This window comes from Serratia sp. root2 (assembly GCF_031931805.1).
In the GTDB taxonomy this organism is placed as follows: Bacteria; Pseudomonadota; Gammaproteobacteria; order Enterobacterales; family Enterobacteriaceae; genus Serratia; species Serratia inhibens.
This window is the reverse complement of sequence record NZ_JAUJXB010000005.1, coordinates 106,743-133,345: the sequence shown is the minus strand read 5'-3', so window position 1 is coordinate 133,345 and position 26,603 is coordinate 106,743. Positions and strand designations below refer to the sequence as shown.

General features: G+C 53.6%; 20 protein-coding genes, 1 tRNA gene and 2 pseudogenes. 9 read left to right on the top strand and 14 right to left on the bottom strand.

What is annotated here, in order from left to right; all coding sequences use genetic code 11:
• Window positions 1-256: 256 nt before the first annotated feature.
• A pseudogene (locus tag QZQ97_RS20055) lies at window positions 257-1,378 on the bottom strand (IS3 family transposase).
• Window positions 1,379-1,898: 520 nt separating this feature from the next.
• Between QZQ97_RS20055 and QZQ97_RS20050 the strand changes: the two are divergent.
• The 3 genes from QZQ97_RS20050 (at window position 1,899) to QZQ97_RS20040 (ending at window position 5,870) form a co-directional block, all read left to right on the top strand.
• Window positions 1,899-2,390: a hypothetical protein gene (locus QZQ97_RS20050; protein WP_311994880.1), complete on the top strand. Its 492-nt coding sequence runs from the start codon at window positions 1,899-1,901 to the stop codon at window positions 2,388-2,390.
• Between the two features lie 113 nt (window positions 2,391-2,503).
• The gene (locus QZQ97_RS20045; RefSeq protein WP_311994879.1) at window positions 2,504-3,778 is read left to right on the top strand and encodes an HlyD family secretion protein; all 1,275 of its coding nucleotides are present in this window, start codon (window positions 2,504-2,506) and stop codon (window positions 3,776-3,778) included.
• The gene (locus QZQ97_RS20040; RefSeq protein WP_311994878.1) at window positions 3,771-5,870 is read left to right on the top strand and encodes a peptidase domain-containing ABC transporter; all 2,100 of its coding nucleotides are present in this window, start codon (window positions 3,771-3,773) and stop codon (window positions 5,868-5,870) included. Before QZQ97_RS20045 ends, QZQ97_RS20040 begins: the two co-directional genes overlap by 8 nt.
• Window positions 5,871-5,881: 11 nt before the next feature.
• Here the strand turns inward: QZQ97_RS20040 and QZQ97_RS20035 are convergent, their stop codons facing one another.
• From QZQ97_RS20035 to QZQ97_RS20000, 8 genes and pseudogenes are all read right to left on the bottom strand, one after another.
• The gene (locus QZQ97_RS20035; protein WP_311994877.1) at window positions 5,882-6,892 is read right to left on the bottom strand and encodes a glycosyltransferase; all 1,011 of its coding nucleotides are present in this window, start codon (window positions 6,890-6,892) and stop codon (window positions 5,882-5,884) included.
• Window positions 6,885-8,228 carry a TcdA/TcdB catalytic glycosyltransferase domain-containing protein gene (locus QZQ97_RS20030; RefSeq protein ID WP_311994876.1) on the bottom strand — a complete coding sequence of 448 codons (1,344 nt, stop codon included), beginning with the start codon at window positions 8,226-8,228 and terminating at the stop codon, window positions 6,885-6,887. Before QZQ97_RS20030 ends, QZQ97_RS20035 begins: the two co-directional genes overlap by 8 nt.
• A gap of 1 nt (window position 8,229) precedes the next feature.
• On the bottom strand, window positions 8,230-8,472 hold the full coding sequence (locus QZQ97_RS20025) for a hypothetical protein (RefSeq protein WP_013810986.1): 243 nt from the start codon (window positions 8,470-8,472) through the stop codon (window positions 8,230-8,232).
• A gap of 66 nt (window positions 8,473-8,538) precedes the next feature.
• Window positions 8,539-8,781, bottom strand: a complete 243-nt coding sequence (locus QZQ97_RS20020) for a hypothetical protein (protein WP_158307038.1) — start codon at window positions 8,779-8,781, stop codon at window positions 8,539-8,541.
• 967 nt (window positions 8,782-9,748) lie between these two features.
• Window positions 9,749-9,985: pseudogene (locus tag QZQ97_RS20015) on the bottom strand (Arm DNA-binding domain-containing protein); the annotation flags it as partial.
• 162 nt (window positions 9,986-10,147) lie between these two features.
• Window positions 10,148-10,242, bottom strand: a tRNA-Sec gene (locus QZQ97_RS20010).
• Between the two features lie 105 nt (window positions 10,243-10,347).
• Window positions 10,348-11,694: an esterase-like activity of phytase family protein gene (locus tag QZQ97_RS20005; protein ID WP_311994875.1), complete on the bottom strand. Its 1,347-nt coding sequence runs from the start codon at window positions 11,692-11,694 to the stop codon at window positions 10,348-10,350.
• 76 nt (window positions 11,695-11,770) lie between these two features.
• A complete protein-coding gene (locus tag QZQ97_RS20000; RefSeq protein ID WP_311994874.1) occupies window positions 11,771-12,970 on the bottom strand; it encodes a cyanate transporter in 1,200 nt (399 codons plus the stop codon).
• A 126-nt stretch (window positions 12,971-13,096) separates the two neighbouring features.
• Here QZQ97_RS20000 and QZQ97_RS19995 point away from each other — a divergent pair, with 126 nt between their 5' ends.
• Complete coding sequence (locus QZQ97_RS19995; RefSeq protein ID WP_311994873.1) at window positions 13,097-13,951, top strand: LysR family transcriptional regulator; 855 nt, start codon at window positions 13,097-13,099, stop codon at window positions 13,949-13,951.
• A 53-nt stretch (window positions 13,952-14,004) separates the two neighbouring features.
• Here QZQ97_RS19995 and xylR read toward each other — a convergent pair whose 3' ends face one another.
• The 4 genes from xylR to xylF all read right to left on the bottom strand — a co-directional run bounded on the left by xylR (window position 14,005) and on the right by xylF (window position 19,334).
• On the bottom strand, window positions 14,005-15,183 hold the full coding sequence (gene xylR, locus QZQ97_RS19990; protein ID WP_311994872.1) for a D-xylose utilization transcriptional activator XylR: 1,179 nt from the start codon (window positions 15,181-15,183) through the stop codon (window positions 14,005-14,007).
• 422 nt (window positions 15,184-15,605) lie between these two features.
• Window positions 15,606-16,790, bottom strand: a complete 1,185-nt coding sequence (gene xylH / locus QZQ97_RS19985) for a xylose ABC transporter permease XylH (protein ID WP_311994871.1) — start codon at window positions 16,788-16,790, stop codon at window positions 15,606-15,608.
• A complete protein-coding gene (locus QZQ97_RS19980; protein ID WP_311994870.1) occupies window positions 16,768-18,309 on the bottom strand; it encodes a xylose ABC transporter ATP-binding protein in 1,542 nt (513 codons plus the stop codon). The genes xylH and QZQ97_RS19980 overlap by 23 nt, the downstream gene beginning before the upstream one ends.
• A 29-nt stretch (window positions 18,310-18,338) precedes the next feature.
• Entirely contained in the window at window positions 18,339-19,334 is a 996-nt protein-coding gene (gene xylF, locus QZQ97_RS19975; RefSeq protein WP_311994869.1) for a D-xylose ABC transporter substrate-binding protein, read from the bottom strand.
• Between the two features lie 343 nt (window positions 19,335-19,677).
• Between xylF and xylA the strand changes: the two genes are divergently transcribed.
• The 5 genes from xylA (at window position 19,678) to QZQ97_RS19950 (ending at window position 25,614) form a co-directional block, all read left to right on the top strand.
• Window positions 19,678-20,997 (top strand): xylose isomerase, encoded by a 1,320-nt coding sequence (gene xylA / locus QZQ97_RS19970; protein ID WP_311994868.1) that lies wholly within the window; start codon window positions 19,678-19,680, stop codon window positions 20,995-20,997.
• A gap of 47 nt (window positions 20,998-21,044) precedes the next feature.
• Window positions 21,045-22,496 carry a xylulokinase gene (gene xylB, locus QZQ97_RS19965; RefSeq protein WP_311994867.1) on the top strand — a complete coding sequence of 484 codons (1,452 nt, stop codon included), beginning with the start codon at window positions 21,045-21,047 and terminating at the stop codon, window positions 22,494-22,496.
• A 146-nt stretch (window positions 22,497-22,642) separates the two neighbouring features.
• Window positions 22,643-24,037, top strand: a complete 1,395-nt coding sequence (locus QZQ97_RS19960; protein ID WP_311994866.1) for an amidohydrolase family protein — start codon at window positions 22,643-22,645, stop codon at window positions 24,035-24,037.
• Between the two features lie 99 nt (window positions 24,038-24,136).
• Window positions 24,137-24,691 (top strand): cysteine hydrolase family protein, encoded by a 555-nt coding sequence (locus tag QZQ97_RS19955; RefSeq protein WP_311994865.1) that lies wholly within the window; start codon window positions 24,137-24,139, stop codon window positions 24,689-24,691.
• Window positions 24,691-25,614, top strand: a complete 924-nt coding sequence (locus QZQ97_RS19950) for a GlxA family transcriptional regulator (protein WP_311994864.1) — start codon at window positions 24,691-24,693, stop codon at window positions 25,612-25,614. The genes QZQ97_RS19955 and QZQ97_RS19950 overlap by 1 nt, the downstream gene beginning before the upstream one ends.
• Here QZQ97_RS19950 and QZQ97_RS19945 read toward each other — a convergent pair.
• Complete coding sequence (locus tag QZQ97_RS19945) at window positions 25,609-26,601, bottom strand: acyltransferase (RefSeq protein ID WP_311994863.1); 993 nt, start codon at window positions 26,599-26,601, stop codon at window positions 25,609-25,611. The two genes, QZQ97_RS19950 and QZQ97_RS19945, sit on opposite strands and share 6 nt — an antisense overlap.
• Window positions 26,602-26,603 lie beyond the last annotated feature (2 nt).

Genomic DNA, 26,603 nt, shown 5'->3' with positions numbered 1-26,603 from the left:
TTATAGAAGAAATATTAGCACTCGACTATCCTAATAGCCCGCCGGTTCGAACGCATCGATACCGGCCGGCACCTTCATTTTGCTTCCGCAATGACGATGACCCGGCATCAGGATGGTGATGATGCCTAGACCAGAGTCTTCAAAGATATTGCTTATGGTCGCTTTAGCTTTACCATATAGCCCGCAGAGAGTCACCAGAGATCCATATCGAAGCTCATTACTCGGATTGACCTGCCCCCAGGATTAGATACAACGCTCAGTTAGTAATGTCGGATCCTTCACTATCAGAATTACCCTTTCTCCAACCCGCCGCAAATTCAGACGGCGTCTGATAATTCAGCGTGGAGTGCGGGCGGCACTCGTTATAATCCTGACGCCATTCACTGATAGTTTTCCTGGCATGACTGACGTCGCTGAACCAGTGTTCATTCAGGCATTCATCGCGAAAGCGTCCGTTAAAACTCTCAATAAATCCGTTCTGTGTCGGCTTGCCGGGCTGGATAAGCCGCAGCTCCACGCCATGCTCGTAAGCCCACTGGTCAAGTGCTCTGCAGGTAAACTCCGGCCCCTGGTCAGTTCTTATCGTCGCCGGATAGCCTCGAAACAGTGCAATGCTGTCCAGAATACGCGTGACCTGAGCGCCTGAAATCCCGAATGCGATGGTAATTGTCAGACACTCCTTCGTGAAGTCGTCCACACAGGTCAGGCACTTGATCCTGCGACCGGTGGCCAGCGCGTCCATGACGAAATCCATCGACCAGGTCAGGTTGGGCGCCGCCGGGCGGAGCAGCGGCAGACGTTCTGTTGCTAGCCCTTTACGACGTCGTCTGTGTTTTACACCCAGTCCGCTCAGATGATAAAGGCGGTACACGCGCTTGTGATTAACATGAAGGCCTTCACGGCGTAGTAACTGCCAGATGCGGCGGTAGCCAAAACGCCTGCGCTCCAGTGCCAGCATCAGTGATACGCCCTGATAAATGCGCATCAGCAACTGAACGATGAGCGTCATAGCGGCAGGTCGACAGGGACAAACCTGTGAGTCTGCAGGCTCGACGTTGCGACAGACCGGTCGCATCACACATCAACACCACAGCTTCCCGCTTCTGGTCTGTCGTCAGTACTTTCGCCCAAGAGCCACCTGTAGCGCCTCCTTATCCAGCATGGCTTCGGCAAGCAGCTTCTTGAGTCTGGCGTTCTCTTCCTCAAGCGACTTCAGGCGCTTAACCTCAGGCACCTCCATACCGCCATACTTCTTACGCCATGTGTAAAACGTGGCGTCGGAAATGGCATGCTTGCGGCAGAGTTCACGGGCAGAAACCCCGGCTTCAGCCTCGCGGAGAATACTGATGATCTGTTGGTCGGAAAAACGCTTCTTCATGGGGATGTCCTCATGTGGCTTATGAAGACATTACTAACATCGGGGTGTACTAATCAACGGGGAGCAGGTCAGGATAACAGTTATTTTCCGGAAAAATAACCGAAAATCGATTCGCTCGGAGAGGGGTTCTGTTGAATTTAAGAAAGTACAGAAAACAGTGATTTGGCGGAAGATCACAGGAGTGATGAAATGCATTCAACTGATTGATAAGCAATAAAATTAACGATAAAAACAATAATCCTATACATAAATTTTTACGTGATCATACAAACTATGGCACGAAGCGATAACGCAGGCAGGAATCACACTTACCTGCGTTACTCATTATCAGAAATGCCTCTGCAAAGGGGTAACCATGTAGTGCTGAGCCTCGCCGAGACGATCCCTCTGACTGAAAGAGCGAAGAACTACGCCACGCCCCGACAGCGCTTTACCATCGATTGTAAAGAATTTCTTGAGTTAATCTCGCCAGCCCATAAAGTAGTGCATCATACCGAAACCTGAGTCAGGAGCATGACGCATGAAACTGTTTCACGGCACTAAATTCACTTTCGATACCTTCAGTGTTGATTACCCCGGCACTGGCGAAGCCGGTAATATTCATGCTATCTGGTTTGCCAATAACTTTACTGCGGCACGCAATCATGCCTGGCAGGTGGGCAACTATAGTCAGTGCTGGGTCTATGAATGCGAATTGGCAGCGGACGCTGTACTAATGAAAGCCGATATTTCGCTCAACCAGCAACCCGCCATCCAGAAACAGCTAACCAACGTCTTACCGGTCTGTATATCAGTGCAGACCCATTACGATACGCTATTCGCTGATTATTTCCGGTTCAATAAAATTGATCCTGAGTATCATGACGATCATGAAATCACCTTATTACGCCACGCAGGGATTGATGCTATTTATGATTACGAGCGCGGGTGGCAAGATGCCCACTTGCATGGAGCCACCACAGTGGTCCTTACACCGGAAAAAATACGTATATTGGCAGTCCATGACGTGTGACTTATTTGCCCACAGGCTATGTCGTCCTACTGACAGGTCGTTTTTTCACTGCCACTCTGCAGGCTATCCTCTCCCTCCGATAACATTGGATTGATAAACAAGGAAGGTACACATTGTTTCGCCAGGAAGCGATTGAAAATCAGAAAATGAAATGGCGCGGTCGAGCCCTCCTTCTCCCCGGAGTTCCCTTTTGGTTCACCGCGGGGTTATGCCTGTTTTTTATCGTCGCGCTTCTCAGCTTCGTTATTGCCGGCACCTATACCCGGCAGGTCAACGTAACTGGTGAGATCAGTACCTATCCGCGCGCCGCCAATGTCTATTCCGGAGTTCAAGGCGTGGTAGTCAAACAATTCGTCACCGAAGGACAGGAGATAAAACCTGGAGATCCCATTTACCAAATCGATGTCAGCAAAAGCACCCGCAGTGGCGTGGTCAGTGACAACCAGCGCCGAGATATCGATAATCAGCTAGAGCGTATTACGCAGATCATCAGCCGGTTGGAAAGCAGCAAGAAAGCTACTCTCGACATGCTGGAAAAACAAAGAGCGCAGTATACAGCTGCCTTACAGCGTTCCACCGACATACTTCGACGTGCCCAGGAAGGAATCCGTATCATGAAGGAAAATATGGAAAACTACCGGCACTATCAGACCCGGGGCCTCATCAACAAGGATCAACTCTCAGACAAGGTCGCACTGTATTACCAGCAACAAAACAACCTGCTGGGCCTCTCCGGCCAGAACGAGCAAAATTCCTTGCAAATAACAGCATTAGAAAGTCAGATTCATACTCAGGCTGCTGAGTTTGACAATCAAATTTACCAGATGGAGCTGCAACGTTACGACCTACAAAAAGAGATGCTCAACATCGATGCTGGCGGGGCAATCATTGTGCGTGCACTAGCCGGCGGTCGCGTCGATTCACTGAGCGTCACTGTCGGGCAAATGGTCAACGTTGGCGATAGCTTGCTACAGATCATTCCGCACAAGATCGACCACTATGCCCTAGTGCTCTGGGTGCCCAACGATGCCATTCCCTATATTGCCACCGGAGATAAGGTCAATGTACGTTATGACGCCTTTCCGGCGGAGAAATTTGGTCAGTTCGCAGGTACTGTGTCCGTCATTTCCAAAGCCCCTGCCTCGCCGCAGGAAATGCAGACCTATCAAGGGGCGCCAAAAGCAGCGCTGACCGCCGCCGTGCCGTACTACAAGGTGATTGTCAGACCGGAGAAGCAGGTTATTGCTTACAATGGTAAACGTCTGAGCCTAGAAAACGGCATGACAGCACAGAGCACCCTGTTTCTGGAAAAAAGGAGGATTTATCAATGGATGTTATCACCTTTCTACGACATGAAACACAGCGCAGAGGGGCCAGTCAATGAGTAAGCCCTCTATTAAGAAGTTGCTAAGCCAGCTGGATATGCGGCTACGCAACCGTGTCCCATTGGTTCATCAAACCGAGTCTTCTGAGTGCGGTTTGGCTTGCTTGGCGATGATATGTGGCCACTATGGCAAGAACATTGATCTGATTGCACTGCGTCAACAGTTCAATCTGTCGGCACGTGGTACCACGTTGTCCGGACTGACAAGTATTGCCGACCAGTTAGGACTCTCAACCCGACCCTTGTCTCTGGAGATCGATGAGCTTGGCGCACTTAAAATGCCATGCATATTGCACTGGGAGTTCAACCATTTTGTGGTATTGATCAGTGTTAATCGCAACCGCGCGATACTGCATGACCCCGCACGGGGTTATCGTTCCGTCAGTCTGGCAGAACTTTCGCAGAGCTTTACCGGCGTGGCGCTTGAAGTCTGGCCAAGCAGCACATTTACGGCACACATTGTGCGTAATCGGCTCAGTCTAAGCACATTAGTGGGCAGTGTACACGGCCTTAAGGGAACGCTTGGCAAGATTTTTTTCCTGTCACTAATGATAGAAACCATCAACCTGATGATGCCTATAGGAACGCAACTGGTGATGGATCACGCGATCCCTGCTGGGGATCACGGTTTACTCGCTCTTATCTGTATTGGGCTCATGCTATTTATTCTACTGCGAACGGCAGTAAGCATGTTTCGTTCCTGGTCTTCTCTGATAATGGCGACACTCATCAACGTCCAGTGGCAATCGGGGTTATTCAACCACCTGCTGAGACTGCCATTGAGTTATTTTGAAAGGCGCAAACTGGGTGACATTCAGTCCCGATTTGGCTCACTAAACACATTACGTGAGACGTTTACTAGCAGCATCGTAGGGGCACTAATGGATGGTATCATGGTGATCGGCGTAATAGTGATGATGATACTATATGGGGGCTGGTTAACTTGGTTTGTACTAGGATTTACTGCAACTTATGTGCTCATTAGGCTACTAACATATGGCACGTATCGGCAGTTGTCGGAAGAAGCGTTAGTCAGGGATGCTCGAACAAGATCATATTTTATGGAAACCCTATATGGGATCGCAACGATTAAGATGCAAGGAATGAGCGAACGTAGAGCAAATCACTGGCTAAATTTAGAGATTGACACCATCAACACAGAGATAAAAGTCACTAAGATGGACTTGCTTTTCGGGGGAATAAACTCATTTATAGGGGCTTGTGATCAGATAGTAATATTATGGCTAGGTGCAAGCCTTGTAATTGACAACCAAATGACTATAGGGATGTTTATTGCTTTTGGTGTATTCAGAGAACAGTTTGCCGATAGAGTCTCATCTCTGACTAACTTTCTTTTGCAATTACGCATGATGAGTCTACATAACGAACGTATTACAGATATTGCAATACACTCACAGGAAGCTAGAAAGCCGGATATTATCGTAAATGTTGCCATGCGCCCTGTTTCTTTAGAAGCATATAACTTAAGTTATCGCTATGATAGCCAGTCTTCACCAGTTTTCAGTGATCTCTTTATCCATATTCTACCCGGGGAAAGTGTAGCAATCACAGGGTCTTCTGGAGCAGGGAAAACGACCCTGATGAGAGTATTGTGCGGGTTGTTCGAACCAGATGAAGGCAAAGTAATAGTAGACGGTACTGATATACAGCAGCTTGGTGTTAATAATTATCATAAAATGATCGGTTGCGTAATGCAAGATGACAAATTATTCTCTGGCTCGATACGAGAGAATATTTGTGGATTTGATGAGGGCGAAAATGAAGACTGGATGATTGAATGCGCTAAGGCAAGTTACATTCACGATGTTATTATTAAAATGCCTATGGGTTATGAAACTTTGATCGGCGAATTGGGTGAAGGTTTGTCTGGAGGACAAAAACAGCGTATATTTATTGCTAGGGCTCTTTACCGAAAGCCAGGCATCCTCTTCATGGATGAGGCTACAAGTTCATTGGATCATGAAAGTGAAAGTTTTGTAAATAAAGCAATAAAAAAGCTAAAAATAACGAGAGTGATAATTGCTCACAGAGAGACCACAATTTCATCAGCAGACAGAGTTATATCTCTTAAATAGTTATTGTATGATTAAATTATAAAATCAATATCTCGTAAGAATTTATTCATAATAGATGATACAGCTTGTTCATCTATAGTTTCAGTTATGAATTCGTCTTGTTGATAATTATCAATATTACTATGAATTTTTTCCAAATGAAGCATATCATTATGATAGCGTTGCGTAGACATTAAATATAGAGAAATGAAGTGGAGTAAACAACTATTTTTATCTTTATAAAACTTTAATAGTTCATCAGCATGACGATATGCCTCATAAAAATCAGATTTGTCTAAGAGATATATTATAAGCCTCGACTTCACGTTCAGTGCATATACTTCAATATCATGACTGTAAGGTAGGGGTACTTTCCCAAACTCGTCAAGGATATCTTCAAATTGCTTATCATTTAAATCCAAATATCTAAGCATAAAATACTTCCACCTTAACTCCGTTGGCGCCTCATCCAACTGACGTTTCAGAAGCTGTAGATTTCTTTTTCTCTTCCCTTCTAGGTTCCTATACTCTAAATACCCCGTATGGTTTATTATTATTTCCGGTGCGTGTTTTATATTGTAGTTATCTTCAAAAAGATACTCATGAACAAACCCTTTATATCTCAAGGATGGCCTCTTCATAAATATCCTTGCATTATTCCGCAAAATAGAACCATTCATGTTATCAATAGTAGGGGAGTATAGAGTAAGTTCCTGCCCATCAAATAGCGAATATATATTCTCTCTAAATCCCTTTCGACTTTCCTCTGCTAAATACTCGTCAGCGTCAATAACAAAACAATAAGGGCCAGATGCAAGCTCTATTGCATAATTGCGAGATTTTGAAAAGTCATCGTCCCATCGATGATTATATGTTTTTATTTTACTATTTTCTTTAGGGATTATGTCTAAAGTATTATCAACAGAGCCTGTATCAACAATGACAATTTCATCCGTAACATCAATAATAGAATCTATCGTTCTTAATATTGAATTTTCAGCATTGCATACTATTATTAATGCGCTGATTCCAGTTTTATTCATTCCTAGTTCTCCAAGAGGATTTGATACCTAACGGTGTGTCTAAAGTTTGCTTTTGAAACCCTACCCCTAAATCGTCATTTTGCATAAGTTTAGCGAGTTTCTCGGTTGACAAGATTCTATGTAGGCCAGTAAGTTTACATATTACTCGATATATTGTATTAGATACTAACCTTGGCCCGGACAAATAGAATGTTACGAACTCATTTTTTGAAATTACATCATGTCTATAATTTAGCAAGAAACTAAAAGTAGTGCTCCTGTCCTGTAAAGAAGATACTACAAAATTACCTTCAAAAATTTTATTATGCCTTTCAATATAGTGATAGTTAAATGCTACTCTTTTAAGTAAAGTTTTCAAAAAACGAGAACAAGGAGCCGACGCAATTATGTTATTAAAAAACACACCGCCAATAAATGCTACTGTACTTATTGATATTAACCCATCATAGACATAGATATCACCTAGGGCCGGAAGTTGATGAACCTCAGAGTTATTAATGTCTGATATTAATGCATCGGAAATATCGCTAATATCAACATCACTAACATATTTAATTTTTTTTAAATAGTCGTTAAAATTCATCAAGGCTTCATTTTCATAATTAAACTTGCACAAGAAAGCATGGGACTTAGCTAAATAAACGTTTTCATCATGACGGATATCGAGTTTATCTAACAAAGCATTTGTTTTCTGATAAATACTTTCAAGGTAAGGAAGTGTATCTATATCTATATATACTCCACCATATTTGTACAATATCAAAATTCTGATAACATCACTTGCACATGCCAAATTACCTCTTAATATTAGCTCATAATAGTAAAATTTCTTATACTCACTGAACTCAACATCAAACAACTCTTGTATATCCATTATTTTTATGCGGTCTGATATTTCTTTATTAGAGTAAGAATCGCAGCCAACATCTTCAATATTTATATTCTTAAGAAATTCATGCGCGGCATCATTAAATCCAACCCCATTTTTTATTTTATGCCAGATATACTTAAAAGCATCATTCTGGAGTTTTAAAATGTCTTTCTTACCAGAGTCACTATCACAGTATGATTTTAAAGCCCGCTGAAACCATTTAATAAAAGAGGAAGATGAATCGATCCATAAAAATAACGATTTATCTTTATTAATATCACTCCATACTTTTATATATGATATATCGGCACAGTACAGATCACCTATCCAGACAAAGTGGATATTGTCGGGAACCTTAATCCTTTTAAAGTTTTTATTCTTTATAATATCTATAGCTTGCTTAAGACTCACATCTTCATAGCCCCCCCCCATTGCCAGATTGTATTTTAGAGTGTGTCTTTCCATTTTATCTTAAAAACACCTCAATAATAGAAGAAAATGATATATCTTTTGTATATTCCTCAAGGGACTTGCTATTTTCACCTAATTTTTCTTTGAATTTTTTCACCGCTTCTTTTTTGGATTCAGCCTCAACCTCTACTTTTTGAAAACCTTTGCCCATTAGTTTCTCTAATTCATTTTCATTTCTTTTACGTTCATCATAGAGAAAATATTTTTCATTATTATAGATAAAATTAAATTTTTTCATGCTTATCCTTAGAATATTTTAGATATCACAAGGAGAGCATATCTCCTTGTGATGTTTAAATTTATCTTAACAAGTACGCATGCCACCAGTACAACCACAATCTCCGCCCTTCATTCCTCCCGGACGACCGAAATGATTGGCTTGGCTGCCGCTACCCCGATTGGATTGAGTATAGCTATTATGTTGACGATCATTTCCAGAATTACCGTTAGCGCCACCGCGACCACCACCGTTATCAGAACGATCACCACCATTATTTCCACGGCCGCCAGAAATATTGTCTAATAATGATGAATCAATAACTTTCATAAACAACTCCTTTTGAAGATGATACTAACCTATAGAATTTTGTGCAAAGCGATTAATCAATAACCCATGCGTGAAAATTTTTCAACATATTTAATTAGAAAATTTAATCATTACTGAGGCGGCTTTTATGTTTTTCGAGTCTACATTACTTAGATTGGTTGTAATTTCACATGGGAAATATTATTTTTTTAATTTTAAATCAACATATTAAATAAAAACCTGGTTGTCAGAGCACCAATATCACTTTGTGTTGTTAATATTTACGTTGTTAATAATTAGGAGGAAAACATGACACATTTTGGACGGTCTCCGCTTGTAATCCCTAGAACTTGCCTACCGGAAATTTAGGTGGTTCCAGCGTAGAACCCCCAAGACACCCGCGATATTGTGGCGGCCGCAGTGAAAACTGCTCGAAGCTATCTGGCGTGACGAGTACCACAACAAGAAAACGGGGATAATTTTGAACGATCTGTGACAAGCTTACCCAGATCGATCTGTTCGACAAACATCCGCCACTCGCCAGCAGCGAACAATTGATGACAATCATCGATGGCATAAACCACTCAAAAAAACAAAACCTGCAATCAATGAAATAAAAGCTGAACTTGGTGCCCGTCTTGTAAAAATACCACAAGGTAGCTGTAGACTTAAAACTTTCAACAGAGGGAAAGTTGAGGTCAGAAACATAGAAAGTAATTCTCCCGGTAATAATCGTAATAAATACCTTTTTATGAATGATATAGAGGATAATTTCCAATATAAACTATTGCATCCTCAACATGGCATCGAAGTTATTTCTGGGCTTAGCATTGAGAATAAAAAATATATAATAAAAGTCATATAGGATGACAAGTATAGGAAAAAGCGAAGATGAGTTTTTCATTTAAATATAAATTGGTTCGTACAATGGCATTATGCAAAAGAGGCTGCTACAGGAGAGATTTTGCGTCTTTTTCTATGCGATTGGAATGCCATTCGCAACCTGCTTACGGGCCTCCCCGCGCTTTTCTCGCGCTTCGGCCAGCGTTATCAAAGGGTAGGTGCCAAAGGACATCAGCTTGGCTTTTCCGGCATAGCGATAGCGAAAACGCCAACCTTTGCTCCCGTCAGTATTGATAAGGAGGGACAGGCCTTGGCCGTCGTTGAGGGTGTAGGGCTTTTCCTGCGGTTTAGAGCGTCGAATTTGTATGTCAGTTAGGAGCATGTGTATAAGTGGATTCTGTGTATAAAAAATCTATACGCATCACTATACACATTTTTCACGGATTCAGGCAGTAGCAGACAGACTTATACGGATAAACAACGCAACCAATATATTGATTTATAGTGTTTTTACGGACTTTACGGGAGCTATCAGGACAAGCGTTGGCGGAAGATCACAGGAGTCGAACCTGCCCAGGACCGCTGGCGGCCCCAACCGGATTTGAAGTCCGGCCGCCCCACCGGGGACGAGGATCTTCCTTCGGGAGTCAGAAGCAAGAGGCTGATTATAGCGCAGTTTATCTCTGGCGCTAAGTAAGAAGGAATAGCGGTGGCCCCCGGCAGCGATACCGGAGGCCGGCGGGGTTAAGGCTTCAGCAGATCTTTCACGTCCAGCAGGATAAATTCGTTGTCGTCCGCCACGTTCGGCTGGCGGCTGGAAGAGAACGGGAAGTTATTGTCGTTACCGACAATGATATGGCTGCCATCCACCACGTCGACGTTTTCAATGGTGAAGAACGGGAAGGTCAGTACGCCGTTATTGAGCGGTTTGCGCGCCAGCTTGTTCGGGTCCTGAATGTTCAGCAGATCGATATACGCCAGTTTTTCCACCGGTTTGCCGACGTTGGCGTCTGAGAAGGCGATTTTATACACCCGTTTGAACTTCGCCACCTGGCTGAAACAGTTGTCGGTCGGTGCGCCCGCAGCGCAGGCTTTGTCCGGCGTGCCTTCGCCGTTGTCGCGCTCAATCACCAGGCCGTGCGTGGCGTCGATCATATTGAAATCGCCGATGGCGTTCTGGTTGTCTTCCAGTACGTATTGCCAGCTGCGCCCGGTCCAGGCCTGCTGTTTCACGTCAAACTCCAGCACCCGCAGGTAGCGTTTGCCGTCGACGTTTTCAAACTTCTCGCCGTCCCACAGCGCGCCCTCCAGCAGCGGGTAGAGTTTGCTGCCGTCCGGTGACGCCGCCATGCCTTCAAAGCCCTTGGAACGCGCCACCTGGAAGTTCTGTTTGCCGTCTGGTGCGCCCGGCAGAGTCAGCGTCGGGTTGTCCGGCGATTTCACCGCCTTGCCGTCCACCTTGGTGTCGAACACCTCCAGCACTTTGCCGTTCAGATCGGCCTTGATCAGGTAAGGACCGAACTCGTCGCCGATCCACAACGCATTGTCGGCGAACTGGAAGCTTTCCGGATCGAAATCGCTGCCGGTCAGGTAACGTTTTTCGGTGCTTTCATTGATGATATGGAAGGGCACCTTCTGGTCCGGGTCGTGCAGGAATACCGTCTTCAGCGGCGTGACCGTGCCGGTGCTAAAGTCGATTTTGTAATGATTAAGATACAGCATGGCGTCCGGCGAGTTGGCCTTGCTGCCAAAGCCGTTGTCGGTCAGCACCCAGTAAGTGCCGTCGGGCATGTGCTTGATACCGGAATGGCCCTGCAAGGGTTGGCCGTTGATCGGCAGGCCGATGCCGGTCATGCGATCGGCCGATTTGCCCGCCACGCTGCCCAATTCGGTGACACGTTTGCCGCTGGTGTATTTGCCGCTTTGCCGCAAATCGGTCGGCGCATCCTGTGGCGCGGAGATGCTGGATTTAACCGGCAGCAGCGCATGCCCGGCCAGTATCGCCTGCGCCGGCTGCGCGTCGGCCCACAGGTTGCCGCTTAACGCCATACAGCCGGCCAACAGCGCCAAACGGGTTTTGGTGATGTGCATGTCATGGTTCCCTAATTGTTGTTATCGCCCCGAGGTAAAAGCAACGTCACTATAGGGAGCCGCAATGACAGAAATATTATTCGCTAAATGCCCGCCGGTAGCTGCGCGGATGAAAACGCCCGGTGATGGCGATTAACACCACCACCAGCAGCGCATGGATTTGCCAGTCCAGCGTAAAGCCGCCGCTGTAATCGCGCAGCAGGCCGGAAAGATACGGCGTCACCCCCGCCAGCAGAAAACCGATGCCCTGCATAAACGCCACCAGCCGCCCCGCCGCCGCCGGGTGCGGAATATGATCGAGCGCCAGCACCAGGCACAGCGGGAAGGCACCGCCCAGCCCCAGGCCGGCGATCAGTACCCATAGCCACGGCAGCGTCTGCGGCAGGTAAATCAGGCCGATAAAACCAATCAGTTGCATCACCAGCGCCAACAATAACAGCGGCCGACGATCCTGCGCCCGCGCCACCGCCGGCAGCAACAGCGCGCCAATCACCTGGCCGAAGGTCATCAGCGCCAGCAGCGTTCCGCTGGCCTGCGGCTGCCAGCCAAGCTGCATGTAATACGGCGGCAGCCAGGCGATCAGGCTGGTATAACCGCCGTTAATCAAACCAAAATAAGCGCCGAGCAGCCAGGCGCGGCGGCTGAACAGCAGGCTCGGGCCGGCAGAAGCGCCGGGCGGCGCAAGGCGAGCCAACCCACGGCTGACCGGCCACCAGGCGATCAACGCCACCAGCGCCGGTGCGGCCCACCAGGCCAGCGCGCCGTGCCAGTCATGCCCGGCGCTCATCAGCCACGGCGTTATCGCCGCTCCCAGTCCGCCACCGCCCATCAGCGCCGCCGACCACAGCCCGGCCACCAACGCCATCTGCTTGAGAAAGTGATGCTTGATAATCCCGGGCATCACCGCCTGGATCACCCCAATCCCCAGCCCGCCCAGCACCGCGCTCAGCATCAGTTGCGCGCTGCCCGGCGCCAGTTCGCGCCAGGCGGCACCGAGGCCGATCGCCAGCAGGCTCAGCACCACGCTGGTTCGTTCGCTGAACAGGCGGTTGATCGCCCCGCCCGCCAGCGCCATCAGCCCCATCATCAGCACCGGCAAAGTGGTCAGCAGCGCAGCGCCGCCAAAGCTCAGCCCGGTGGCCTGCCGCAGCGTCGGCAGCAATGGGCCGATAGAGGTCAACAAGGGCCGCATATTCAGGCCAATCAGCACCAGCGCCCACAGCAGCGGGTTAAACCAGCGGCGCGGGGTGGCGGGGGAAACGGAATGATTCAACACGGCATAATCCTGGTCTTGCGGGATGAAGAGTGCAGCGTCACAGCCTGTGCGCCACAGCGTTGCGTTACTGTAGGCATCGCCGCTAGTATTGGGAAATTAAATAATAAAATAGCCGGCAGTGGGAAAATGAATCGTTACCCGATGTTCAATCCGCAGTTATTGCTCAGCTTTGTCGCGGTCTGCGACAGCGGCAGCTTCACCCGTGCCGCAGAGCGGGTGTTCCTGTCGCAATCGACCGTCAGCCAGCAGGTGCGGCGGCTGGAGGAGATGCTCGGCAAGCCGCTGTTTGAGCGCTCATCCCATCAGGTATTGCTGACCGAAGAGGGCGTCAAGCTGCTGAGCTATGCGCGGCGGATTATCGCGCTGAATGAAGAGGCGCACGACGCGCTGACCGGCATCTGGCGCGACGGGGTATTGCGGCTGGGGATGCCGGAGGATTTCGCGGTGCCGACCACCGAGCTGCTGGCGGAATTCAGCCGTGCGCACCCGCACCTGCGCCTCGACGTCGCCAGCGGCCTGAGCGCCGATCTGCACAGCGCCTACGCCCGCGAAGAGCTGGATCTGATCCTGGTCAAGCAGCGCCGCAGCCAGCCGCCGCGCGCCGCCAGGCCGGAACCGCTGCTGTGGCTCGACAGCCTGGCCTTTCCGGCGATCGAACAATCCCCGGTGCCGCTGGCGGTGTTTCCGCTCAACGGCCTGTACCGTGAGGAGCTGTGTCAGGCGCTGGATAACCTCGGCAAACGCTGGCGCATCGGCTACAGCAGCGCCAGCCTGGCGGCACTCACCGCCGCCTCCGCCGCCGGGTTGGGCGTCACCCTGTTGCCGGCCGGCTGCCGATTGCCGAGCCACCGGGTGCTGGGCATCGCCGAAGGGTTACCGCCGGTCGGCAGCTTCGAGCTGGCGCTTTACTACCGCGACAGCGCACCCGCCGCCACCCCGGAGCTGGCCGAGCGGCTAAGGGCATTCTGCGGGTTGGTGTGAGAAGAGCGATGTAGCCTGATTAACTACATTTGTAGCCATTATGGCTACACCTCTTAATACCCGCTTTCGCCGTGGCGTTCGCGGTACTCTTTGGGCGTTGCGTCATAGCCTTTTTTGAATACCGAATAGAAATACTGCAGCGACGGGTAGCCGCACATCTGGGAGATCTCGTTGATGGTCAGCGAAGTCGCCGTCAGCAGATTACGGGCGCGCTCCAGCTTTTCCTGATGGATCATATGGTGGATGGTTTCGCCGGTCTCGTCCCGAAAGCGTTTTTCCAGGTTGGAGCGCGACATGCCGACCGCATCCAGCACCTGCTCGACCTTGATGCCCTTGCAGGCGTGATGACGGATGTAATGCATGGCCTGAATCACCGCCGGATCGCGCAGCGAGCGGAAATCGGTGGAGCGGCGTTCAATCACCTTCACCGGCGGCACCAAAATGCGTTGCAGCGGCAGTTCGCGGCGGTCCAGCAGTTGATGCAGCAGCTTGGCGGCGCGGTAACCCATCTGCCGGGTACCCTGCGCCACCGACGACAGCGCCACCCGCGACAGGTAGCGCGTCAGCTCTTCGTTATCGATGCCGATCACGCAGAGTTTCTCCGGCACCGCGATATCCAGGTGCTCGCACACCTGCAGCAAATGGCGGGCCCGCGCGTCGGTCACGGCGATGATGCCGGTCTGCTGCGGCAGGGTCTGCACCCAATCCGCCAGCCGGTTCTGCGCGTACTGCCAGTTCTCCGGCGCGGTGGCCATGCCCTGATACACCACGCCCTGATACTGCTCCGCCGCCACCCGTTGGCGGAAGGCCTGTTCGCGCTCCTGCGCCCAGCGTTTGCCGCCTTCCGCCGGCAGGCCGTAAAAGGCAAAGCGATTGACCCCCTTCTCCTTCAGGTGCATAAACGCCGCCTCCACCAGCGCCTGATTATCGGTGGCGATATAGTGCACCGGCGGGTAGTCCTCTTCACGGTGATAGGAGCCGCCAACGCCGACGATCGGCACATTGACGTTATGCAGCAGCCGCTCAATCTCGCGATCGTCATAATCGGCTATCACCCCATCGCCCAACCAATCCTTGATGTTGTCGATACGGCAGCGAAAATCCTCTTCGATAAAGATGTCCCAGTCGCACTGTGAAGCCTGTAAATACTCGCCGACGCCCTCGACCACCTGGCGGTCATACACTTTATTGGCGTTGAACAGTAACGTAATGCGAAAGCGCTTCGCGAACATGCGGCATCCCCGATAAATAAACTGCTCTCTGGGATAGCATAACCATCCCGTCATCTTTCAAGCTGCAGCGTTGTTGCCTGCACTCGCTCACCCCAGTGACTTACTCAAGTAAGCGCCTGGGGATGAGCGAGTTGGTCGCCTAGCTGCAACTTGAAAGCTATAGGGTATTATCTGCGAGAGCAGCATACGTCAACTCATAACTGTGAGCTCAAACGCTATATCCAAAATAATTGGAGTTGTATCAAGGCGGCAAAGGAACTCATTCCGATGAGCTTACTAAAGTAAGTGATTCGGGTGAGTGACAAATCTACTCCCGGTAGATTTGAACGCTGCTTGCAGCGGCCCCGTCAGGGGTGAGGCCCAGGGATGGGCCGAATAACGCAGCCAACACAGATGCAGCTTCAAGTATGAAGGATATATTCTTATGCCCGGCGCTTGGTGGCGGAGTCCATCCACACCGCCAGCAGCAGGATCGCACCCTTGACGATGTACTGCCAGAAGGTCGGCACGTCCAGCATGCTCATGCCGTTATCCAGCGACGCCATGATAAACGCCCCCATCACCGCGCCGGCTACGCTGCCGATGCCGCCGGCCAGGCTGGTGCCGCCAATCACGCAGGCGGCGATGGCATCCAGCTCGGCGATATTGCCCGCCGACGGCGAGCCGGCGCCCAGCCGCGAACTGAGGATCAGCCCGGCAATCGCCACCATCAGGCCATTGATGGCGAACACCGCCAGTTTGGTGCGTTCGACGTTGACCCCCGACAGGCGCGCGGCATCGATATTGCCGCCGATGGCATAAATCCGGCGGCCAAAAGCGGTACGAGTGGCCATGAATATCCCCGCCAGCATCAGCGCGGTGAGGATCAGTACCGGCGTAGGTACGCCCCGATAATCATTGAGCAGATAAATGGCCCCCAGCACCACCACCGCCAGAATGCTTTGCCGGGTCACGTCGCCGGTCACCGCGGCCACCGGCAACCCGAGCTGCGCGCGTCGGCTGCGTCGCCGCCATTGCCAGGCGACGAACAGCATCAGCCCGACCGCGCCGATGCCAAAACCCACACCGCTCGGCAGATAGCTCTGGCCGATCTGCGACATGGCCCCACTGGTCGGCGCTACCGTGGTGCCGTTGGTGATGCCGATCAGAATGCCGCGAAAGGCCAGCATGCCCGCCAGCGTGACGATAAACGACGGCACCTTGCGGTACGCCACCCACCAGCCGTTCCAGGCGCCCAACAGCAGGCCGGCCAGCAGCGTCACCACGATGGTCAACGGCAGCGGCCAGCCGAGCCAGACGTCAAAAATCGCCGCCGCGCCGCCCAGTAGCCCCATCATCGAACCGACCGACAAGTCGATCTCCGCCGAAATAATCACGAACACCATGCCCACCGCCAAAATGCCGGTAATCGCCGTCTGGCGCAGCAGGTTGGAGACATTGCGCGCGCTGAGATAAGCCCCCTCGGTGGTAAAGGTAAAGAACAGCATAATGACGGCGATCGCTGCCAGCATCACCAGCACCTGAAAATTGATGGATTTCAGCTTCAGGATGGGCTTTTTCTCGGTAATTTCCTGCGTTATCGCGTCAGACTGCGTGCTTTTCGACATCGGTTTCACTCCTCAATGCGGCTTCCATCACCTGTTCCTGGGTCAAACCCCGGTTCTCCAGCGACGCTTTGATACGCCCCTGATGCATCACCAACACGCGGTCACTGAGGCCCAGCACTTCCGGCAGTTCCGAAGACACCACGATCACCGCGATACCCTGCTGTACCAGCTGATTGATCAATTTATAAATTTCCTGTTTTGCGCCGATATCGATGCCCCGGGTCGGCTCGTCCAGAATGAGGATTTTCGGCTTCAGCAACAGGCATTTGGCCAAAATCGCCTTCTGCTGGTTCCCGCCGCTCAGCCTGGCGATCGCCAGCTCGGGCGACGATGTTTTCACCTTCAGTTGCGCCAGCGACTGACGAATGGTCGCCTGCTCCTGCGCGTCGTCGATCACCGTCAATGCGCCGCTGAAATCGCTCAGCGCCGCCAGCGTCATATTCGCCCCGACGCCCATCACCGGCACAATGCCGTCGCGCTTGCGGTCTTCCGGCACCATGGCGATGCCGTGGCGCATCGCCTGCCGGCAATTATTGATAATGGCCGGCAGGCCGTTAATGCGGATGCTGCCCTGCCAGCGGCCGGGATAGACGCCGAACAGGCACTGCATGGTCTCGGTGCGGCCAGAGCCGACCAACCCGGCGACGCCAAGAATTTCGCCGCGCCGCAGGCTGAACGACACCTCATCCACCCGGCGGACATGGCGGTTCACCGGGTGCCAGGCGGTCAGGTTGTCCACCTGCAAAATCACGTCGCCGATCGCATGCTCCTGCTGCGGATACAGCTCGGTCAGTTCGCGGCCCACCATCATGGCGATAATGTCTTTTTCGCTCATTTCCGCCGCCGGCCGCGTGCCGATATGCTTGCCGTCGCGGATCACGCAGATCAGATCCGAGATCGCTTTCACCTCGTTCAGCTTGTGCGAAATATAAATGCAGGCGATGCCGTGATCGCGCAGATCCTGAATGATCGCCAACAGCGTGGCGGTTTCGCTTTCGGTCAGCGACGCCGTCGGTTCATCCAGCACCAGCAGCCGTACCTGCTTGTTGAGCGCCTTGGCGATCTCCACCAATTGCTGCTGCCCCAGCCCCAACTCGCCGACGCGGGTATTGGGATCCACCTCCAGCTTGACCTGGGCCAGCATGCGCCGGCAGCGCAGGTACATGGCGTCGTAATCCATCACGCCACGGCGACACTGTTCGTTGCCGAGAAACATGTTTTCCAGCACCGTCATCTGTTTCACCAACGCCAGTTCCTGATGAATGATGGCAATGCCTTTTTTCTCGGTGTCGCGGATATTTTTTGCCGCTAACACATCGTCGGAAAAATAAATATCGCCCTGATAACTGCCGTGCGGATATATTCCGCACAGCACTTTCATCAGCGTGGATTTTCCCGACCCGTTTTCACCGCACAGCGATAATACCTGACCGGCCTCCAGTTGCAGGCTGACATTATCCACGGCCTTGACTGCGCCGAATTGCATGGTGATATTTTTCATTTCCAATAGGCAGGGCATTATTCCCTCCGCGTCACCGGATGTCGGTATTAATTAAGGTCGGCTTTTTTATGGAAACCGTCGGCAATAATGGTGCTGTCGATATTCGATTTATCCACCGGGATCGGCGTCAATAACCAGGCCGGCACCGGTTTGACGCCGTTATTCAGGGTCGCGTTGGATTTGGGTTTTTCGCCTTTGCCCAGTTGCACGGCAATGCTCGCCGCCTCATCGGCCAGCTTGCTGATCGGCTTGTAGACCGTCATGGTCTGGGTACCGGCCACGATACGCTTCACCGCCGCCAGATCGGCGTCCTGGCCGGTAATGGCCACCTTGCCCGCCAACCCCTGCGCGGCCAGCGCCTGGATCGCCCCGCCGGCGGTCGCGTCGTTGGAGGCCACCACGGCGTCGATATGATTGCTGTTGGCGGTCAGCGCATTTTCCATGATTTTCAATGCATTTTCCGGCAGCCAGCCATCAACCCACTGATCGCCCACCACCTTGATTTTCCCGCTGTCGATCAAGGGTTGCAGCACCTTCATCTGGCCCTGACGGAACAGTTTGGCGTTGTTATCCACCGGTGAACCGCCCATCAGGAAATAATTCCCCTGCGGCACCCGCTGCACCAGGCTTTGCGCCTGCAGTTCACCGACCTTTTCGTTATCGAAGGAGATATAGAAATCGATATCGGCGTTATTGATCATGCGATCGTAAGCCAATACCTTAATGCCTTCCCGCTTGGCCTCGCTGATGACGTTGCTCAGCACCTGGCCGTTATAGGGAATAATCACCAGCACGTCGACGCCGCGGTTGATCATGTTTTCTATCTGCGCCATCTGGGTTTCTTCATTGCCGTTGGCCGATTGAACGAAGACGTCCGCCCCCAATGCCTTGGCTTTGCCGACGAAAATATCGCGGTCTTTTTGCCAGCGCTCCAGGCGCAGATCGTCGATCGCCATGCCGATTTTGATTTCTTTGCTCAGGGCCGGTTGGCTGGCCAGCGCCAACAGCGCGCAGACCGAAAGGAACAGGGGTTTTAATTTCATCTTATATACCTTTGTTATTTAATGTGTAAGGGTAATAATTGAAACGAACTGGTTAAGGATTGTTGTCGGTTATTTACTATTCGGCAATTACAGATTTTTACCGGCGAATTATGTTTTTTGGTTTAATGTTGTTTTTATGATGGCGGTCATGCTTTCACCCTGAAAAGCACTGTCGTGCGCCATAAAATTCAAATGAAACGCGCTTAAATGCCTATTATGAGATCTGCCGCACATTTAATAATTCTGTGAATTTAAGAGTGAAATAACGTAATTGAGCCGCAGGGTTCTAACTCCGAAGATAAATGCATCCCGTAAACCGGGCATCGCTACCCAGGAGTCGAAAATGCAATCCTATTTTGATCAGCTTGAGCAAGTTCGCTACGAAGGCCCCGACAGCAATAACCCGCTGGCTTTCCGCCACTATAATCCCGATGAGTTGGTGCTCGGCAAACGCATGGCCGACCACCTGCGCTTCGCCGCCTGTTACTGGCACACCTTCTGCTGGAACGGCGCGGACATGTTCGGCGTCGGCGCCTTTGATCGGCCCTGGCAGCAGCCGGGCGATGCGCTGGCGTTGGCAAAACGCAAGGCCGACGTGGCGTTCGAATTCTTCCACAAGCTGAACGTGCCCTACTATTGCTTCCACGACGTCGACGTGTCACCGGAAGGCGCTTCGCTGAAAGAGTATCTGAATAACTTTGCGATAATGACCGACGTGCTGGCGGAAAAGCAGCAAAGCAGCGGCGTGAAGCTGTTGTGGGGCACCGCCAACTGCTTTACCCATCCGCGCTACGGCGCAGGCGCGGCCACCAACCCGGATCCGGAAGTGTTCAGTTGGGCAGCCACGCAGGTATTCACCGCCATGAACGCCACTCATCGACTGGGTGGCGAGAACTACGTGCTGTGGGGCGGGCGCGAAGGTTACGAAACCCTGCTGAATACCGATCTGCGCCAGGAGCGCGAGCAGATTGGCCGCTTTATGCAAATGGTGGTCGAGCACAAACACAAAACCGGCTTCCAGGGCACGCTGCTGATCGAACCCAAACCGCAGGAACCCACCAAGCACCAGTACGACTACGACGTCGCCACCGTGTACGGCTTCCTGAAGCAGTTCGGGCTGGAGAAGGAGATCAAGGTCAATATCGAGGCCAACCACGCCACCCTGGCCGGGCACTCCTTCCACCATGAGATCGCCAGCGCCATCGCGCTCGGCATCTTCGGCTCGGTCGATGCCAACCGCGGCGACCCGCAGTTGGGCTGGGATACCGACCAGTTCCCCAACAGTGTGGAGGAGAACGCTCTGGTGATGTTCGAAATCCTCAAGGCCGGCGGTTTCACCACCGGTGGCCTGAACTTCGACGCCAAGGTCCGCCGCCAAAGCACCGACAAATACGATCTGTTCTACGGCCATATCGGTGCGATGGACACGATGGCGCTGGCGCTGAAAGTGGCGGCCAAAATGACGGCCGACGGCCAGCTTCCTCAGCAGGTCGCCCGACGTTACGCCGGCTGGAACGGTGAGCTGGGCCAGCAAATTTTGCAGGGCAAACTGTCGCTGGAAGCCTTGGCGCAGTACGCTGAACAGCATGCACTGGCGCCGCAGCACGCCAGCGGCCGTCAGGAACAGCTCGAGAACCTGATGAACCGCTACCTGTTCGGTTAACTGACCCGCGCGGCGCACCGTCCGCCGCGCTTTAAAGGATCTCAATCATGTACATCGGCATCGATCTCGGCACCTCCGGCGTAAAAATCATTTTGCTCGGTGAGCAGGGTCAACTGCTCGCCAGCCAGAGTGAAGCGCTGCCCATCTCCCGTCCCCATCCCCTGTGGTCGGAACAGGCGCCGCAGGACTGGTGGCACGCCACCGATCGCGCCATGCTGGCGCTGGGCAAGCAGCACAGTCTGCAACAGGTGAAGGCCATTGGCCTCAGCGGCCAGATGCACGGCGCCACGCTGCTGGATGACCGCCAACAGGTGCTGCGCCCGGCTATCCTGTGGAACGACGGCAGAAGCGCCGCGCAGTGTCAGGCGCTGGAGCGGGCGGTGCCGCAATCGCGGCACATTACCGGCAACCTGATGATGCCCGGCTTTACCGCACCCAAGCTGCTGTGGGTACAACAGTACGAGCCGCATGTGTTCAGCCAGATCGATAAAGTGCTGTTACCCAAAGATTATCTGCGCTGGTGCATGACCGGTGAATTCGCCGGCGATATGTCGGACGCCGCAGGCACCGGGTGGCTGAATGTAGCGCAGCGCGACTGGAGCGACGAGATGCTGGCCGCCTGCGGCCTGTCGCGCCGCCACATGCCGCAGCTGTTCGAAGGCAATCAAATCACCGGCCAGACCCACATCGAGCTGGCCAGGCGCTGGGGGATGCCGCCGGTGCCGGTAGTGGCCGGCGGCGGCGACAATGCCGCCGGGGCGATCGGTGTTGGGCTGTATCAGGCCGGGCAAGCCATGCTGTCGCTCGGCACCTCGGGCGTTTACTTTGCGGTCAGCGACGGTTTTCTCAGCAATCCGGCCAGCGCGGTGCACAGCTTCTGCCATGCGCTGCCCGACACCTGGCACCTGATGTCGGTGACGCTCAGCGCCGCCTCCTGCCTGGACTGGGTCTGCAAACTGACCCATGTCGACAACGTCGCCACTCTGCTGCGCAACGTCGAACAGGCCCCCCCGGCGGACGCCCCGCTGTGGTTTTTGCCTTATCTTTCCGGCGAACGCACGCCGCATAACAATCCCAACGCCAAAGGGGCGTTCTGGGGCCTCACCCACCAGCATGGGCCGAACGATCTGGCGCGCGCGGTGCTCGAAGGCGTCGGTTTTGCCCTGGCGGACGGCATGGACGTGCTGCATGCCAGCGGCCTGCAGCCTTCGAACATCACCTTGATCGGCGGTGGTGCACGCAGCCCGTTCTGGCGGCAGATGCTGGCGGATATCAGCGGCCAACGGCTGGAATACCGCACCGGTGGCGACGTCGGCCCGGCGTTGGGGGCGGCGCGCCTGGCGCAGATTGCCCTGAATCCGCAGCGCCCGCTGAGCGACCTGCTGCCCGAATTGCCGCTGGAACAACTGCACGAACCGGATGCCGATCGCCATCGGTACTATGCCGCGCGGCGCAGCACCTTCCGCGAGCTGTATGCCTGTTTGTTGCCGCTGATGTGAGGCCGCGGGGGCAGTAACCCTGCCCCCCTCATTATTACCAAATCGAATAGTCGCCAGTGGCAAATGTCGCTGCCAACCTACGAGTTCCTCTCCTAAATTGGTGGGTGTTTTTTGACGCACCTCACCTCTGGATTAAGGAACTGAACGTGGAAAAAACCCAACAACAAAGCCGCAGAGCTTTCCTCAGCCAAACCGGCAAGCTAACCACCGCCTGCGCGGTAATCGGGCTGACCGGCGGCGTGGCGCAGGCCGCACCGCAGGCTGGCGGCCACTGTGCGCCGGAGGCTAAACCCATGACCCTGACCGACCATCACTACGTGCTGAGCGACGTGCGGCTGGAAGACGGTTTTGAATACGATGGCGATACGGTGATCGGCACCCGTACCGCGCTCTACCAGCTGGAAATCAAAGACGGCAACATCGCCGCCATCCACGCGGCGGATACGGCGCCGATCGCGGGCGTGCCGCGCTATCAGGCCCAGGGTCAGTTGCTGCTGCCGGCGTTTCGCGACATGCACATCCATTTGGATAAAACCTTCTACAGCGGCCCGTGGCAGGCACCGCGCCCACGCCAGGGCAAAACCATCATGGACATGATCGCGCTGGAACAAACGCTGATCCCCAAGCTGCTGCCGACCTCGCAACAGCGCGCGGAAAACCTGATCGCCCTGTTGCAATCCAAAGGCAGCACCGTGGCGCGCAGCCACTGCAATATCGATCCGGTCAGCGGGTTGAAAAGCCTGGAGCACCTGCAACGTGCGCTGGAAAATCACCGGGCCGATTTCAGCTGCGAAATCGTCGCCTTCCCGCAGCACGGCCTGTTGCATTCTAAAGTCGACGGCTTGATGCGCGAAGCCATGCAGATGGGGGTCCAATACGTCGGCGGGCTGGATCCGACCAACGTCGACGGCGCGATGGAGGCGTCGCTGGACGCGATGTTCCAGATTGCGCTCGACACCGGCAAAGGCGTCGATATCCACCTGCATGAAACCAGCCCCGCCGGGGTAGCGGCGATTAACTACATGATCGCCACCGTAGAAAAAAACCCGGCGCTGCGCGGTAAGGTCACCATCAGCCACGCGTTCGCCCTGACCACGCTGAACCCGAATGAGCTGGCGGAAACCGCCACCCGCCTGGCGGCGCAGCAAATCACCATCGCCTCCACGGTGCCGATCGGCGGGCTGATGATGCCGCTGCCGCAGCTCAGTGAAAAAGGGGTATTTGTGATGACCGGCACCGATAGCGTGATCGACCATTGGTCGCCGTTCGGTACCGGCGACATTCTGGAAAAAGCCAATCTCTACGCCCAGCTGTATCGCGGTTCGGATGAGTTCCATCTGTCGCGCGCCCTGGCCATTTCCACCGGCGGCGTGCTGCCGCTGAACGACAAAGGCCAACGTACGTGGCCCAAAGCCGGCGACAGCGCGGAGTTCGTGTTGATCGACGCCAGTTGCTCCGCCGAGGCGGTGGCTCGCCTGCCTGCACGCCGCGCCACCTTCCATCGGGGGCGTCTGGTCGCCGGCCAGGTCAGCAAAGCCTGATGCTGGTCCGCTGATGCCATCATGATGGCCGTTTTTGGCCTTCTTACCTGCAGGATAACGGCGCAGTATGGCGTCATACCCCACAGGCGGAGGCCGAAAATGTCACACAGCGCATTATTGATCATCGATGTTCAGCAATCATTCCAGCATCGCCCTTTCTGGCAAGAGGACGATCTGCCCGCTTTCCAGCAGGCGCTCACAGAATTAATCGACGGCTGCCGCCGGCAGGGCGTGGCGCTGGTCGACGTGTTCCACGTTTCCCCGCAGGGGCCATTCTCGCTGGCGTCCGGCTTTGTGCAGCGCCTGCCGTTCCTCAGCCACCAGGCGGACGTTACCGTGCACAAGCAGGTGCATAACGCGCTGACCGAATCCGGGTTGGACGCCTGGCTACGTGAACGGGAGATCAATCACCTGATTATCTCCGGCATTCGTACCGAGCAGTGCTGCGAAACCACCACTCGCGTGGCAAGCGATCTCGGCTATCGGGTAACCTTCGTCACCGAGGCGACCCTGACGTTCCCGATGCAACACCCCGACGGCCAGGTCTTTACCACCGAACAGCTCAAGCGGCATACTGAGACGGTGCTGGTCGACCGTTTCGCCCAGCTCGCCAGCGTGGATGAGGTGCTGGCGCAACTGTCACAGGAGTCATAATGCCGCAGGCCGTCTACTTTCTGATGCTGCCCCAGGTGCTGTCGCTGGACGTCAGTGGCCCGGCCGAAACCCTGCGCCTGGCCGGAACGTTCAGTCTGCATTACATCGGCCCGGAGCCGCAGGTGACCTGCTCCATCGGCATGACGCTGAGTCGGCTGGAGCCGCTGCCCGCCCGGCTGGAAGACGGCGCTATTTTGGTGGTGCCGGGGGTCAGCGATTCGGCGCGCTACTTTGCCAATCCGCCAGCCGAGCAGGCCCGTCGCTGGCTGGCGGCGCTGCAACCCGATCTGCAAAACCGGCGCATTACGCTGGTCTGCGTCTGTTCCGGCGCGCTGCTGGCGGCACAGGCCGGCTTGCTCGACGGTTACCAGTGCACCACCCATCACGACGTGATCGAACGCATGCGCCTGCAGGCGCCGGCAGCACTGGTGAAAGAAAATCGTATTTTTGTCGAAGACCGCAGCGTCTACACCAGCGCCGGCATTACCGCCGGTATCGATCTGGCGCTGCACCTGATTAACCGCCAGTGTGGCGCAACCCGGGCGACGGAAGTCGCCCGCGAAATGGTGGTGTATTTCCGCCGTTCCGGCGACGACCCGCAGCTTTCGCCGTGGCTGCGCTATCGCAATCATCTGCACCCGGCGGTACACCGCGCCCAGGACGTGATGGCCGCCGAGCCGGAGGCCGAATGGTCGGTGCCGCAGGTGGCGGAAAAAGCCCACGTCAGCAGCCGCCATCTGGCGCGGCTGTTTCGCAGCCATATCGGCATCAGCGTGCGGGAATATCATGAACAGTTGCGGCTGGCCGTGGCGCAACAGCGGCTGCAACAAGGTTACGGGCTTGAGAAAGCGGCGCTGGCGGCAGGGTTCTCGTCCGGCCGCCAGCTGCGGCGCGCGCAACAGCGCGGGCAAAACCCGTTATGACACCAGCCTTCGAACATCCAGCTTTTGCAGCCCCATCGACAGCAGCAGGCTGAGCGCCAGCGCCACACCGAATACCCAGAAGATATCCAGCAGCGGATGAGCGGTGAGCTCAAGATGCCGGCTGCGCATAAAGTTGACGATAATGGCGTGAAAACCGTAGATCGCCAGCGAATGGCGGGAAAAAACGCCCAGCCAGCCGATCGGGTCCGGCAGGCAGTTTTTAAACCATACCAGCAGCGACACCGCCGCGATAAACACCAGCGGGCCGCAGTAGATGTAAAAGGTATCGGCAAAGCTGCCGTTGATGAACATCTGGCTTTTGGTGCCGCGAACGATCAACGCCACGCTGAGTACAAAACCCAGCGCCGCCAGCCAGCTGATGCCGCGCCGCCCGGTGTCCATCATGCCAATCGTCCGCCCGGCCAGCGCGTACAACAGGTAATAGAAGGTGTCGCCGTAGATATACAGATTGACCGGCAGCAGGTGAGCGTTGCCGACGGTCACCGCACGGGTATTGGGGTTGGCGATCACCGCCAGGATCACCAGTACCCCGGCCAGATAACGGCGCGAGACCGGTTTGACGCTGATCAGCGGCGAGAGCAAATAAATCACCGCAATCGCATAGAAGAACCACAGGTGATAAAACACCGGTTTTTGCAGCATGCCGCGCAGCGACGGCCAGAAGCCGATTTTGGTGAAGGCCGCGATATAGACCAGCGCAACGAGGCTATAGAACAGGATGCAGCAGCCAATACGGATGAAATGTTTTTTGCCGGCGCTTTTCTCGCCGAAAAACAGATAGCCGGAAATCATGAAAAACAGCGGCACCGACACGCGCGACATGCCGTTCAGCACGTTGGCGATGTCCCAGTTATGTTCCCCCACCGCCATGCCGTTGGTGACGTAATAGGTGGTAGCGTGGATCATCACCACCATCATGCACGCCACCGCGCGCAGGTTATCTATCCAGCCGATTTTAGTGCTCAAAA

What these genes read in the sequence shown, in the direction of transcription:
- QZQ97_RS20050 (WP_311994880.1), top strand. Translation starts at nt 1,899, where the DNA reads ATGAAACTGTTTCACGGCACTAAATTCACTTTCGATACCTTCAGTGTT.
- QZQ97_RS20040 (WP_311994878.1), top strand. Translation starts at nt 3,771, where the DNA reads ATGAGTAAGCCCTCTATTAAGAAGTTGCTAAGCCAGCTGGATATGCGG.
- QZQ97_RS20035 (WP_311994877.1), bottom strand. Translation starts at nt 6,892, where the DNA reads ATGAATAAAACTGGAATCAGCGCATTAATAATAGTATGCAATGCTGAA.
- QZQ97_RS20030 (WP_311994876.1), bottom strand. Translation starts at nt 8,228, where the DNA reads ATGGAAAGACACACTCTAAAATACAATCTGGCAATGGGGGGGGGCTAT.
- QZQ97_RS20025 (WP_013810986.1), bottom strand. Translation starts at nt 8,472, where the DNA reads ATGAAAAAATTTAATTTTATCTATAATAATGAAAAATATTTTCTCTAT.
- QZQ97_RS20020 (WP_158307038.1), bottom strand. Translation starts at nt 8,781, where the DNA reads ATGAAAGTTATTGATTCATCATTATTAGACAATATTTCTGGCGGCCGT.
- QZQ97_RS20005 (WP_311994875.1), bottom strand. Translation starts at nt 11,694, where the DNA reads ATGCACATCACCAAAACCCGTTTGGCGCTGTTGGCCGGCTGTATGGCG.
- QZQ97_RS19995 (WP_311994873.1), top strand. Translation starts at nt 13,097, where the DNA reads ATGAATCGTTACCCGATGTTCAATCCGCAGTTATTGCTCAGCTTTGTC.
- xylR (WP_311994872.1), bottom strand. Translation starts at nt 15,183, where the DNA reads ATGTTCGCGAAGCGCTTTCGCATTACGTTACTGTTCAACGCCAATAAA.
- xylH (WP_311994871.1), bottom strand. Translation starts at nt 16,790, where the DNA reads ATGTCGAAAAGCACGCAGTCTGACGCGATAACGCAGGAAATTACCGAG.
- QZQ97_RS19980 (WP_311994870.1), bottom strand. Translation starts at nt 18,309, where the DNA reads ATGCCCTGCCTATTGGAAATGAAAAATATCACCATGCAATTCGGCGCA.
- xylF (WP_311994869.1), bottom strand. Translation starts at nt 19,334, where the DNA reads ATGAAATTAAAACCCCTGTTCCTTTCGGTCTGCGCGCTGTTGGCGCTG.
- xylA (WP_311994868.1), top strand. Translation starts at nt 19,678, where the DNA reads ATGCAATCCTATTTTGATCAGCTTGAGCAAGTTCGCTACGAAGGCCCC.
- xylB (WP_311994867.1), top strand. Translation starts at nt 21,045, where the DNA reads ATGTACATCGGCATCGATCTCGGCACCTCCGGCGTAAAAATCATTTTG.
- QZQ97_RS19955 (WP_311994865.1), top strand. Translation starts at nt 24,137, where the DNA reads ATGTCACACAGCGCATTATTGATCATCGATGTTCAGCAATCATTCCAG.
- QZQ97_RS19950 (WP_311994864.1), top strand. Translation starts at nt 24,691, where the DNA reads ATGCCGCAGGCCGTCTACTTTCTGATGCTGCCCCAGGTGCTGTCGCTG.